The organism is Blautia sp. CAG:237 (assembly GCF_000436615.1).
Classification (GTDB): Bacteria; Bacillota; Clostridia; order Lachnospirales; family Lachnospiraceae; genus Blautia_A; species Blautia_A intestinihominis.
On the sequence record NZ_FR886730.1, the window covers coordinates 1 to 12324 of the forward strand.

The window sequence follows — 12324 nt, forward strand, 5'->3', positions numbered from 1 at the left end:
AGAACGGCCTTCGCAACTTCGAGTGCCCTCCCCTCGCAGGTTTCCATATTTCCAAATATGAAAAAAATTATTATAAAAAAGAAGAAAGAAAAATCATAAAAGACCCCTCTTTTATCGGGTCACTTTTTTCAGGAGGAGAAAAAATGGGATTTTCTACAAGTACATGCACAGAATTCGTCGAAGTTCTCGCTTCTAAAGCCCCGGTACCGGGCGGCGGCGGTGCATCAGCGCTGGTTGGTGCAGTTGGAACTGCACTTGGCAATATGGTAGGCAGTCTTACCGTAGGTAAGAAAAAATATGCAGACGTAGAAGACGAAATGTGGGAGCTCAAAGCAAAATGCGACCAGCTCCAGAAAGACTTCCTTCGTCTGATCGAAAGAGACGCAGAAGTTTTTGAGCCGCTCTCCAAAGCATATGGTATGCCAAAAGAAACCGAAGAAGAAAAAGCAGAAAAAGCCCGTGTTATGGAGATCGTGCTGAAAGATGCCTGCTCCGTACCGATGGAGATCATGGAGAAATGCTGTGAAGCGATCGAGCTGATCGTTGAATTCGGCGCAAAGGGTTCCAAATTGGCGATCAGTGATGCCGGTGTTGGAGCAGCTTTCTGCAAAGCAGCATTACAGGGTGCCAGCCTGAATGTCTACATCAATACAAAATCCATGGCAGACAGAGAATACGCAGAAGAACTCAACAAAAAAGCAGACGCAATGCTTGAGAAATACACCAAGATGGCAGATGAGACATTCGAAAGCGTTCTTGGCAGATTAAAATAATCAGCAACAAAATAGCGGAGGAAATACAAAAATGGCAAAGCAGTTATTAGGTAAAGAAGTAACAGCAGCACTGAATGAAAAGATCAAAGCAAATGTAGCAGAATTACAGGGCAAAGGCGTAAACCCGACACTCTGCATCATTCGTGTTGGCGAAAACCCAAGCGATATTTCTTATGAAAGAGGAGCAACAAAACGCTGCGAGACTCTTGGCGTGGCATGTGAGAAGATCCTTCTTCCGGGAGATGTGACTCAGGAAGAACTCCTTGCAACCATCGACAAAGTAAACAAAGACGACCACATCCACGGCGTTCTTCTGTTCCGTCCGCTTCCGAAACATCTGGATCAGGCAGTGATCGAAAATGCACTTGCTGCAGAAAAAGACGTTGATTGTATGACAGATCTTTCCATGTCCGGCGTATTCACCGGCAAAAAAATCGGTTTCCCGCCATGTACACCACAGGCATGCATGGAGATCCTGGATCATTACGGAATCGATTGCACAGGCAAAAAAGCCGTTGTTATCGGAAGAAGCCTTGTAGTTGGAAAACCGGCAGCCATGATGCTGGTTAAGAAAAATGCAACCGTAACGATCTGCCACACAAGAACCGTTGACATGCCGTCTGTTGCAAAAGAAGCAGACATCGTGATCGTAGCAGCCGGACGTGCAGGCGTTGTTGGTGCTGATTATGTCAGAGAAGGACAGACCATCATCGATGTAGGTATCAACGTAAATGCAGAAGGTAAACTCTGTGGAGACGTTGACTACGCTGCAGTTGAGCCGATCGTTGATGCAATCACACCGGTTCCTGGTGGAGTTGGAAGCGTTACTACATCCGTTCTTGTAGGACATGTAGTAGAAGCTGCAATGAGAAAGGTAAATGGATGATTCGAAACAAAAAAGCAATGCTCTTTTGTTCACAGATGATACTGGCAGGTGCCCTTATAACAGGGGCACCTTGTCTGGCGTCTGGGGATAATGGAGAGACGAGCGTATTTGGAAGTTCAGATACAAATGCAGAAGATGAAGTATCCGATCTTTCCGGCGAAGGCCAGATCCACAAGCCGGCCAGCCTTAACGCGCCGGATTTTACCTCAGATCCGAATTTCGTGGATGATTCCACCGACAATACTTATGGTTATTACACGATTATGGGGACGACAACCGTTTCCCTGGCACAGATGACTTCCCAGTACAATGCACATGGATCCGAATATCCGTCCGCATCTCTGAAAGAAGGTGGTGCAGAGACGATCGATGATTTCTGCACGATCATTCTGGAAGAAGCAAATGCTGAAGGTGTCCGGGGAGAAGTAGTCTTCGAACAGGCAATGCTCGAGACCGGCTGGCTCCAGTACGGAGGAGATTCCGGAATCTCCCAGTACAACTTCGCAGGACTCGGAACCACAGGCGGCGGCGTCCAGGGCGTATCCTACCCCGACGTAAGAACCGGAATCCGCGCACAGGTACAGCATTTAAAAGCCTACGCCTGCGACGAATCTCTCAACCAGGACTGCGTAGACACCCGCTTCAACATGGTCCAAAGAGGCAGTGCCCCATACGTCGAATGGCTTGGACAGCAGGAAAATCCCAATGGAGGCGGCTGGGCCGCCGGAGCAAACTACGGGGAGAAATTGCTCAAGCTACTGAGCGATCTCAAGGAGGAGTAAGTGAGATGTTTGACATCTCCTTATATCCTCTTTTCTTTTTGGGCAAAAACCAAAACCGCAAAGTGGACGTGGCCCGTCCCCTCTGCACACCCCTGGGCTTTTGGGAAAAACATCGGCATTGGTTTTGGTGTGGGGAAGCATTTTGGTAGCGTGGTATGGAGCCTGGATATCGCGTGGGGGAAATCTCCCCCAAAAATCCACCTTGACTCAGGGAGTCCCTCCAAATCCCCAACCTATTCAAACGAAAATCTCCCGGCCTGGACCACCAGGAAAATTTTTCACAATCCTCGACCAAAAAACAAAATTCCCGTCAAACACCCAGCCCAGGGTGTGCAGAGGGACGGGCGACGTCCCTTTGCAGTTTACCTTGCTTCCCAAAAGCGAAAAAAGAGCCCGGGGAATACATTCCCCAGGCAAAAAAAAGTTTTTTACACTTGCTTTTTCCAAAAAAATCTCAAGAAAGCTTAATTTCCTTCAATTCTTTCGCCGGCAGTTTCTTAGAAGAACCTGCCACAAACTTCTTAAGCGCCTTAGAAGACTTCGCAATCGGCACATTCGTACCAGCACCGCCCATACATCCACCAGGACAAGCCATACCCTCGATCATACAGCCCTTAAGTTTCCCGGCTTTCGCCAAAGCCAGCATCTTCTTACACTCTGCCAGGCTCTCTGCATGCTCAATATGCACCGGAACTTCCGGATAATATTCCTTCAGACAGGCCTCGATCGCACCTGCAACACCACCTGCGACCGCATATCCACGTCCGGCGGCAGTAGCATCATGCAGGGAACCTTCGTCTTCAAAGGAAGCCGGCTCGATCTCACGCGCATCAAACATCGCATCCAGTTCCTCAAAAGTCAAAACAAAATCCACATCACTTCGCACAGTACGGCGCATCGCTTCCAGTTTCTTGGAAGCACAAGGTCCAATGAAGACAACCTTCGCATCCGGATCATCCTGCTTTACCTTACGTGCAGTGGCAACCATAGGAGTCAGCTCCTGTGAGATATTGTCGATCATGGTCGGGAAGAATTTCTTTGCCATCATGGACCAGGACGGACAGCAGGAAGTCAGAAGGAACGGAAGATTTCCTGTTGCAACCTCATGTGCATAATGATGTGCCTCAGAGATCGCACCGACATCCGCACCAAACGCAACCTCATGAACATCAGAAAAACCAAGAACCTGCAGAGCTGTCTTGAATTTGCCAGGGGTCACATCATCACCAAACTGGCCGATATAAGCCGGTGCAACGATCGCAACGATCTTATCGCCGTTACGAAGCGCATGCGCAAGCTGGAAGATCTGAGATTTATCAGAGATCGCACCGAACGGACAGCTTACCATACACATACCACAGGAAACACACTTGTCATCCAGGATGTTCGCACGCCCCTGCTCATCACTTCCGATCGCCTTGACACCACATGCCTGCTCGCACGGGCGCACGTTGTGGGAGATTGCATCATAAGGACAGGCTGCTTTACATTTTCCGCATTTAATACATTTTTCCTGATCGATAAAAGACTTTCCGTCCTTCATAGAGATCGCGCCCTTCGGACAGACCTGCATACATGGATGGGCAACACATCCGCGGCACATGTTGCTGACAATGTATTTGTTCGGAGGACAGGCTGCACATGCAGACGGGATCACCTGCATAAGAGGCGGCTCATAATATTTCTCATTGATATTGCTGGCAGCAAGACCGTCGGTCAGATGGACCGCCTTGCTTTCCGGGCGAAGAGAAAGACCCATGGCGAGACGGACTCTTTCGCTTGCAACGGCCCGTTCTCTGTAAATACTCTCACGGTACTGGGCAGTTTCACTGACGATATTGTACGGGATGGATTCAATATCATGGATCAGGCTTTCGTCAGAAGATTCAAATCCGGCCTTTGCCACTTCAGTATAAACCTGGTGTCGGATCTCTCTGACTGGGGTATCATAATTTCGCATATCTATTTCATCTCCTTAAATAAGAAAAATTTTCATCTACCGCTCCCTATAATATAGGAAAGAATTCCCAAAATCAATCTGAAAATGCAAAATTCCTGTACTTTTCGAAGCACACAAGAGAAACAAAATGAGAAACACTTTACTATAGCAAAATAGATTGATAAAAAATTATAAAATCTGTTAAAAAACACACAATAATACGAAAAACATAAAAAACTTGAATAAATTAATTCAATTTCCCTATATTTCACTTGTATAATTTGACTGCTTAATGTATAATAAAATACAACAAGACTGTGTAAATTATACAAAATAATAGGCGCAGACAAAAGCAAATTTTTAACAAGGAGGGAATTGAATGTTAGATCAGTCTTATTACACGAAGACAGATGAGATCATCGAGCATTACGGACCGAAAGCAGCATCACTGATTCCGATCATGCAGGATATCCAGGCGGAGTACCGCTACCTGCCGGGAGAGCTTCTGACCTATGTTGCATCCAAGATTGGAGTGACCGAGGCGAAGGCATACAGCGTCGCTACTTTTTATGAGAACTTTTCCTTTGAGCCGAAAGGCAAATATGTGATCAAGGTTTGTGACGGAACTGCCTGTCATGTAAGGAAATCCGTTCCGGTCAAAGAAGCCCTTATGAAAGAGCTCGGTCTGAATGCGAAGAAGCACACCACAGACGATATGATGTTTACGATAGAAACAGTATCCTGTCTTGGTGCATGCGGTCTTGCACCGGTTATGACGGTTAATGACGAAGTGCATCCTAAGATGACCCCGGATCTGGCGATAGAAGTGATCCAGAACCTTAAAAAAGGAGGTGCCGAATGATGTTTTTACATAACAGAGAAGAACTTCAGGCATTACGCCAAAAGGCAGAAGCGGAACTGCACAGACAGAAAATACGTGTTCTTATCTGCGCAGGAACTGGATGTATTGCCAGCGGCTCCAAAGAAATTTATGAAAAAATGCACAATCTCGCAGAGATCAACGAGAATGTTTCTGTAGAATTCGAAGGTGAAGTTCCACATCCGGAGATCAAGAAGAGCGGATGCCATGGCTTCTGCGAAATGGGACCTCTGATGAGAATCGAACCTCTCGGAATCCTCTACATTAAGGTTAAACCAGAAGACTGCGAAGAAATCTATGAGAAAACTGTCTGTCAGGGGCAGCCTATCGAGCGGCTGCTTTACCATAAGGACGGACAGATATACCAGAGCGAAGAATCCATCCCGTTCTATGCCGGACAGATGCGTCTGGTACTTAAGAACTGTGGACATATCGACGCAGAGAATATCGAAGAATACATCGCAGTAGGCGGATATGCCGGTCTTGAAAAAGTCCTCTTCGAAATGACCAAAGAAGAAGGTCTTGACATGATAGAAGAAGCCAACCTTCGCGGAAGAGGCGGCGGCGGTTTCCCGGCAGGTAAGAAATGGAAACAGGTGGCACGTCAGAAAGAGACAGACCGTTATGTAGTATGTAATGGTGATGAGGGTGACCCGGGTGCGTTCATGGATCGAAGCATCATGGAAGGTGACCCGCATAAGATGCTGGAAGGTATGTTGATCGCTTCCTATCTGACAGGTGCACAGAACGCATACATCTATGTACGTGCTGAGTATCCGTTGGCAGTAGAGCGTCTGCGTATCGCGATCGCACAGGCAGAAGAACTTGGTCTGATCGGTGATAACGTTCTTGGTACAGATTTCTGTATCCATTTCCATATCAACCGTGGCGCCGGTGCGTTCGTATGTGGTGAAGGTTCTGCCCTTACCGCATCTATCGAAGGAAACAGAGGTATGCCGCGTGTAAAACCGCCGCGTACTGTAGAACATGGTCTTTTCAATAAACCGACCGTACTGAATAACGTTGAGACATACGCCAACGTACCAATGATCGTCACAAACGGCGCAGAATGGTACAAGAGCATCGGTACACCGGGAAGCCCGGGAACCAAGGCGTTTGCTCTTACCGGTAACGTAAATAACACAGGTCTGATCGAGGTACCAATGGGAACGACTCTCCGTACGATCATCTATGATATCGGCGGCGGACTCAAAGGAGATGCCGGATTTAAGGGTGTTCAGATCGGTGGACCGTCCGGAGGATGTCTGGTAGAGAAGCATCTGGATATTCCGCTTGACTTCGATTCTGTCAAGAAATACGATGCGATCATCGGTTCCGGTGGTCTGGTAGTTATGGATGAAAATACCTGTATGGTAGAAGTTGCCCGTTTCTTCATGAGCTTTACTCAGAGAGAATCCTGCGGTAAATGCGTTCCGTGCCGTGAGGGAACCAAGCGTATGCTTGAGATTCTCGAGAAGATCGTAGCAGGCAAGGGTGAGGAGAGCGATCTTGCAGAACTTTCCGAACTGGCAGAGATGGTTCGTGCCATGGCTCTGTGCGGACTTGGCAAGAGTGCTCCGCTTCCGGTCATCAGTACACTCAAAACCTTCCATGAAGAGTATGAAGAGCATATCAGGGATAAGAAGTGCCGTGCAAAAGTCTGCTCAGCACTGCGTAAATTTATCATCAATCCGGAATTTTGTATCGGCTGCGGCAAGTGTGCAAGAAACTGCCCGGCAGGAGCGATCACCGGAGCCAAGAAACAGCCTCATACCATTAACAATGATCTGTGTATCAAGTGCGGTGCATGTAAAGACAACTGTTCATTTGATGCCATCTATATTGAAGCATAGGGAGGGATAAAGTATGGGTACAATGACAATAGACGGTAGAAAAGTAGAATTTACCGATGAAAAAAACGTCCTGACTGTTATCCGTAATGCGGGAATCAATATTCCGACACTGTGCTATCATTCAGAGGTTTCCACCTTTGGTGCCTGTCGTTTATGTACCGTAGAAGATGACAGAGGAAGAACATTTGCATCCTGTTCAGAAGTGCCGAGAGACGGCATGGTGATCTATACCAACTCCGGCAAGATCAAGAAATATCGTAAATTGATCGTAGAACTGCTTCTTGCAGCACACTGCAGAGATTGTACAACCTGTATTAAGAGCGGTGAGTGCGTTCTTCAGGAACTGGCACATCGTCTCGGCGTTCGCGATATCCGTTTCAAAAATACGCGAGAGATTCATCCGCTGGATCTCAGTTCTCCATCCATCGTGCGTGACCCGAACAAATGTATCCTCTGCGGCGACTGTGTACGTGCCTGCGAGGAACTTCAGGGAATCGGTGCACTTGGATTTGCATTCCGTGGAACAGAAGCCATGGTTATGCCTGCATTCAACAAGAAGATTGCAGAGACTCAGTGCGTAAACTGCGGACAGTGCCGTGTATTCTGTCCGACAGGAGCGATTTCCATCCGTACACATATGGATGAAGTCTGGGATGCATTGGCAGATCCGGACACCCGTGTCGTAGCGCAGATTGCACCGGCAGTACGTGTCGCAGTCGGCGATCACTACGGACTGGCCAAAGGCCGCAGCGTTATGGGCAAGATTGTAAATGCCCTTCACCGCATGGGATTTGATGAAGTTTATGATACCAGTTTCAGTGCCGACCTTACCATCATGGAAGAAAGCGCAGAATTCCTGGACAGAATTGAGAAAGGAGAGAAACTTCCTCTTCTGACCTCCTGCTGTCCTGCATGGGTCAAATTCATCACAGAACAATACAAAGAATATATTCCGAACCTTTCCACCTGTAGATCCCCTCAGGGAATGATGTCCGCAGTCATTAAGGAATACTTCCGTGATCCGGAACACGCAGCAGGCAAGAAAACCGTTATGGTTTCCATCATGCCATGTACAGCCAAGAAAGCAGAAGCGATCCGTCCAAACAGCTTTACCGAGGGCGAGCAGGATACAGATATCGTTATCACAACAATGGAACTTCTCCGCATGATCGATAACTTCGGTCTTGATTTCGCATCCCTGGATCCGGAAGCATGTGATATGCCATTTGGATTCGGTTCCGGCGGCGGTGTTATCTTTGGCGTTACCGGTGGTGTTACAGAGGCGGTTCTCCGTCGCCTGACCCCAGATCATACCAAGGAAGCAATGCGTGAGATCTCTGAGTGTGGTGTCCGTGGAGAAGAGGGAATCAAGGAATTCTCTGTACCATACAAAGACATGGAGATCAAAGTCTGCGTAGCCAGCGGACTTGCCAATGCAAGGATCGTTATGGACCGTGTAAAGAACGGCGAAGCAGAATACCATCTGATCGAAGTAATGGCATGCCGTCGTGGCTGTATCATGGGTGGCGGTCAGCCGACCAGATCCGGTGACAAGACCAAGGCAGCCAGAGCAAGAGGTCTGTACAATGCAGACAACACCACGATCATCAAGAAATCTGACGAGAACCCGATGGTACTCGAACTTTACCAGGGACTTCTCAAGGGTAAAGAGCACGAACTGCTCCATAACGAATTCTATTAATTCCGCGCGTATAACTTCCGAGGGGGAAGTTAGAAGAAAAAGATAAATAAAATCCATGCTTAGATTTTTTGCCATAGGAAATCTGACATAAAAGATAACCAGACTCCACAAAGAGAGATGCTTTGACAGGAGTCTGGTTGTTTTGCTATTAAGAACCGTTTGTTTTTCTACAGATACTTGCAGATTCGAACGAGATAGTCTAAAATAAAATCAGAAGTGCCAGAAAAACAGCAGAGAATCTGTCATCCTGTATCACTCACATTTCGCGATGATACAGCACAACGTTGCTGTCGGCACAAAAACGAAAGATAGGAGTAAATGCAAATGCGTGAAATCAAAGCATCAGCTATCACAGACACCATCGAGCGTCTCTGCATCGAGGCAAATCAGGTTCTGCCGTCTGATATCAAGGAAGCAATCCAGGCCTGTCGTTCCTGTGAGGACGGACAGATTGCCTGCGGTGTCCTCGACAACATCATCGAGAACTATCAGATCGCAGAGAATGAACAGGTTCCGATTTGTCAGGACACCGGTATGGCATGTGTTTTTCTGGAAATCGGCCAGGACGTACATATCGCAGATGGAGATCTGACAGAAGCAGTCAATGAAGGTGTCCGCAGAGGCTACACAAATGGCTACCTCCGCAAATCCGTTGTCAAAGACCCTGTCCGCAGAGGAAACACAGGTGACAACACACCGGCAATGCTCTACACCGAGATCGTTCCGGGCGAGCACATCCGCATCACCGTCGGACCAAAAGGCTTCGGAAGTGAAAACATGAGCGCGATTCGCATGTTCAAGCCATCCGCAGGCATCGAAGGAATCAAAGACTTCATTCTGGAGACTGTAGAGACAGCAGGCCCGAACCCGTGCCCACCGATGGTAGTCGGTGTCGGAATCGGAGGAACTTTTGACAAGGCAGCCCTTCTTGCAAAGAAAGCCCTCATGCGTCCGGTAGACACCCAGAATCCGGATCCATATTATGCTGACCTGGAGAAAGAAATGCTGGAAAAGATCAACCAGCTCGGAATCGGACCGCAGGGATTCGGCGGAAGGACCACAGCCATCGGCCTGAACATCGAGACCATGCCAACCCATATCGCCGGCATGCCATGTGCGATCAACATCAGCTGCCACGTAACACGCCACAAAACGGAGGTGCTTTAATATGGAACGTCACATCACACTGCCATTAACAGAAGAACTGGCAAGAACTCTTCACGCAGGCGACACCGTCTACCTGACCGGAACCATCTACACCTCTCGCGACGCCGGACACAAGAGAATGTGCGAAGCACTTGCACGCGGCGAGGAACTTCCTTTTGACCCGAAAGATGCAACCATCTACTATGTAGGCCCGACCCCTGCAAAGCCAGGTCAGGTCATCGGTTCCGCAGGTCCGACCACCAGCGGAAGAATGGATGCCTACGCACCGACCATGATGTCCGTAGGCGCACGTGGAATGATCGGCAAGGGCGCCCGCCTTCCGGAAGTCGTAGAAGCCATGAAGAAATACAGCGGCGTTTACTTCGGAGCGATCGGCGGAGCCGGAGCCCTTCTCGCCAAATGCATCAAGAGTGCAGAACTGGTTGCCTACGAAGATCTCCAGTCCGAAGCACTCCGCAGACTTTATGTAGAAGAAATGCCCCTCGTCGTGATCATCGACAGCGAAGGCAACAACCTCTACGAAGAAGGCAGAGCAGAATACCTCAAAAACCGTAAATAAAATAGTTTCCTCCTGCATATATTGTAACGATACATGGGACTGTTACAATATATGCAGGGGGATTTTTTATGGAAAATTTTCAGATTTACCGGGATATTCAAGCGCGGACCGGTGGTGATATATACATAGGCGTTGTCGGACCTGTACGGACAGGAAAATCAACGTTCATCCGAAGATTTATGGAACTTGTGGCACTTCCCGCCATGGAACCGGGGCAGCAGGCCGAAGTCCGCGACCAACTTCCCTTGAGCGGTTCAGGGAAACTCATTACTACCGTAGAGCCTAAATTTATCCCAAAAGAAGCGATTCCCGTGACACTCGGCGAAGACCAGAAAGTTCAGATCAAACTGATCGACTGTGTCGGTTTTCTTGTCAAAGACGCCTCCGGCCACATCGAAGACGGAAGAGAGCGGATGGTCAAAACTCCATGGTTCGAAAAAGCCATCCCCTTCCACGAAGCCGCCCAGGTTGGCACCCGCAAAGTTATCCAGGAACACGCAACGATCGGCCTCGTAGTCACCACCGACGGCAGTTTCGGTGAGCTTCCGAGAGAAAATTTCATCGAAGCCGAAGAACTCACGGTCAAAGAATTAAAAAAACAGGGCAAACCATTTCTGATCCTTGTCAACTCCCAGACACCATATAAAGAAGAAACCCAGAAACTCTGTCGGGAGCTGCGGGACAAATACGGCGTGACCACGATCTCCGCCAACTGTGAACAGCTCCGCAAAGAAGACATCATAAAGATCCTGGAAAATGTCCTCTACGAATTCCCGGTCAGTGAGATCCAGTTCTACATTCCGAAATGGGTCGAAATGCTTTCACCACAGCACGAACTGAAAGCCCAGATCCTCACACAGATCCGCGAATACATGCAGAATCTGACGCACATCCGCGACATCACCAAGGACTCCGTTCAGCTCACAGGACCCTATATTCAGGAGACACTTCTCGATCAGGTCGATCTTTCCACCGGGATCGTCCGCATCCGTATCCAGGTCAAAGACGAATTTTATTACAAGATCTTAAGCGAAATGAGCGGCATCACTATGGAAAGCGAATATGACCTGATCCACACCATGAAAGAACTGGCAGCCATGAAAGAGCAGTACGTCAAAGTCCAGGCAGCCCTCGAAGCCGTCCGCTCGACCGGCTACGGCGTCGTCGTCCCGGAACTCTCCGAGATCCAGATCGAAGACCCGACCGTCATCCGCCAGGGTAACAAATTCGGCGTAAAGATCCGCTCCAAGAGCCCGTCCATCCACATGATCAAGGCAAACATCGAAACCGAGATCGCCCCGATCGTAGGCACCGAGCAGCAGGCCAACGACCTCATCCAGTACATCGGCGAGAGTAGCCAGCGCGGCGAAAGCATCTGGGAAACCAACATCTTCGGCAAATCCATCGAACAGCTCGTCCAGGACGGCATCCGCACCAAAATCTCCGCCATCGGCGAAGAAAGCCAGACCAAACTCCAGGACACCATGCAGAAGATCGTCAATGACAGCAAAGGCGGGATGGTCTGCATCATCATATAAAAAAATAACCACAGACCGGTGCTTCTTTACGGAAAAAAGGTTTCATGGTATCATGTCTCTATAGATAAAACTTATTATAGAGAATGGTATCGGAAACCTTTTTATGGTAATAGGATAATTCAGGAAGGGAATAAATCAATGGAATTTTCAGTCAGAGGAATTGGAATAATAAAAGAAGCGGATATTAAAATTGATGGTTTGACTGTGATCGCAGGAAGCAATAATTCTGGTAAGACAACAGTCGG

10 protein-coding genes are annotated in these 12324 nt (G+C 48.3%); 9 read left to right on the forward strand and 1 reads right to left on the reverse strand.

Annotated features, from left to right (window positions below):
* Positions 1-143 precede the first annotated feature (143 nt).
* Genes QZL69_RS06960 through QZL69_RS06970 form a run of 3 tightly spaced genes read left to right on the forward strand, consistent with a single transcriptional unit; the run spans position 144 to position 2441 of the window.
* Positions 144-773 carry a cyclodeaminase/cyclohydrolase family protein gene (locus QZL69_RS06960; RefSeq protein WP_022214498.1) on the forward strand — a complete coding sequence of 210 codons (630 nt, stop codon included), beginning with the start codon at positions 144-146 and terminating at the stop codon, positions 771-773.
* Positions 774-804: 31 nt separating this feature from the next.
* Positions 805-1659, forward strand: coding sequence for a bifunctional 5,10-methylenetetrahydrofolate dehydrogenase/5,10-methenyltetrahydrofolate cyclohydrolase (locus QZL69_RS06965; RefSeq protein WP_022214499.1), 855 nt, complete (start codon positions 805-807; stop codon positions 1657-1659).
* Positions 1656-2441, forward strand: a complete 786-nt coding sequence (locus QZL69_RS06970) for a glucosaminidase domain-containing protein (protein ID WP_022214500.1) — start codon at positions 1656-1658, stop codon at positions 2439-2441. The genes QZL69_RS06965 and QZL69_RS06970 overlap by 4 nt, the downstream gene beginning before the upstream one ends.
* Positions 2442-2895: 454 nt before the next feature.
* Here the strand turns inward: QZL69_RS06970 and QZL69_RS06975 are convergent, their stop codons facing one another.
* Complete coding sequence (locus QZL69_RS06975) at positions 2896-4401, reverse strand: 4Fe-4S dicluster domain-containing protein (protein WP_022214502.1); 1506 nt, start codon at positions 4399-4401, stop codon at positions 2896-2898.
* Positions 4402-4759: 358 nt separating this feature from the next.
* Here QZL69_RS06975 and QZL69_RS06980 point away from each other — a divergent pair, with 358 nt between their 5' ends.
* The 6 genes from QZL69_RS06980 to spoIVA all read left to right on the forward strand — a co-directional run bounded on the left by QZL69_RS06980 (position 4760) and on the right by spoIVA (position 12079).
* The gene (locus QZL69_RS06980) at positions 4760-5242 is read left to right on the forward strand and encodes a complex I 24 kDa subunit family protein (protein WP_022214503.1); all 483 of its coding nucleotides are present in this window, start codon (positions 4760-4762) and stop codon (positions 5240-5242) included.
* Positions 5242-7113 (forward strand): NADH-ubiquinone oxidoreductase-F iron-sulfur binding region domain-containing protein, encoded by a 1872-nt coding sequence (locus QZL69_RS06985; RefSeq protein ID WP_022214504.1) that lies wholly within the window; start codon positions 5242-5244, stop codon positions 7111-7113. The genes QZL69_RS06980 and QZL69_RS06985 overlap by 1 nt, the downstream gene beginning before the upstream one ends.
* 13 nt (positions 7114-7126) lie before the next feature.
* Positions 7127-8815 (forward strand): [FeFe] hydrogenase, group A, encoded by a 1689-nt coding sequence (locus QZL69_RS06990; RefSeq protein ID WP_022214505.1) that lies wholly within the window; start codon positions 7127-7129, stop codon positions 8813-8815.
* Positions 8816-9139: 324 nt separating this feature from the next.
* The gene (locus QZL69_RS06995; protein WP_022214506.1) at positions 9140-9982 is read left to right on the forward strand and encodes a fumarate hydratase; all 843 of its coding nucleotides are present in this window, start codon (positions 9140-9142) and stop codon (positions 9980-9982) included.
* 1 nt (position 9983) lies between these two features.
* The gene (locus QZL69_RS07000; protein ID WP_022214507.1) at positions 9984-10541 is read left to right on the forward strand and encodes a Fe-S-containing hydro-lyase; all 558 of its coding nucleotides are present in this window, start codon (positions 9984-9986) and stop codon (positions 10539-10541) included.
* Between the two features lie 68 nt (positions 10542-10609).
* Complete coding sequence (gene spoIVA, locus QZL69_RS07005) at positions 10610-12079, forward strand: stage IV sporulation protein A (protein ID WP_022214508.1); 1470 nt, start codon at positions 10610-10612, stop codon at positions 12077-12079.
* Positions 12080-12324: the final 245 nt, after the last annotated feature.

Bases quoted from the DNA above. Each gene is read 5' to 3' on its own strand.
- QZL69_RS06960 (WP_022214498.1), top strand. From the start codon at position 144: ATGGGATTTTCTACAAGTACATGCACAGAATTCGTCGAAGTTCTCGCT.
- QZL69_RS06965 (WP_022214499.1), top strand. From the start codon at position 805: ATGGCAAAGCAGTTATTAGGTAAAGAAGTAACAGCAGCACTGAATGAA.
- QZL69_RS06970 (WP_022214500.1), top strand. From the start codon at position 1,656: ATGATTCGAAACAAAAAAGCAATGCTCTTTTGTTCACAGATGATACTG.
- QZL69_RS06975 (WP_022214502.1), bottom strand. From the start codon at position 4,401: ATGCGAAATTATGATACCCCAGTCAGAGAGATCCGACACCAGGTTTAT.
- QZL69_RS06980 (WP_022214503.1), top strand. From the start codon at position 4,760: ATGTTAGATCAGTCTTATTACACGAAGACAGATGAGATCATCGAGCAT.
- QZL69_RS06985 (WP_022214504.1), top strand. From the start codon at position 5,242: ATGTTTTTACATAACAGAGAAGAACTTCAGGCATTACGCCAAAAGGCA.
- QZL69_RS06990 (WP_022214505.1), top strand. From the start codon at position 7,127: ATGGGTACAATGACAATAGACGGTAGAAAAGTAGAATTTACCGATGAA.
- QZL69_RS06995 (WP_022214506.1), top strand. From the start codon at position 9,140: ATGCGTGAAATCAAAGCATCAGCTATCACAGACACCATCGAGCGTCTC.
- QZL69_RS07000 (WP_022214507.1), top strand. From the start codon at position 9,984: ATGGAACGTCACATCACACTGCCATTAACAGAAGAACTGGCAAGAACT.
- spoIVA (WP_022214508.1), top strand. From the start codon at position 10,610: ATGGAAAATTTTCAGATTTACCGGGATATTCAAGCGCGGACCGGTGGT.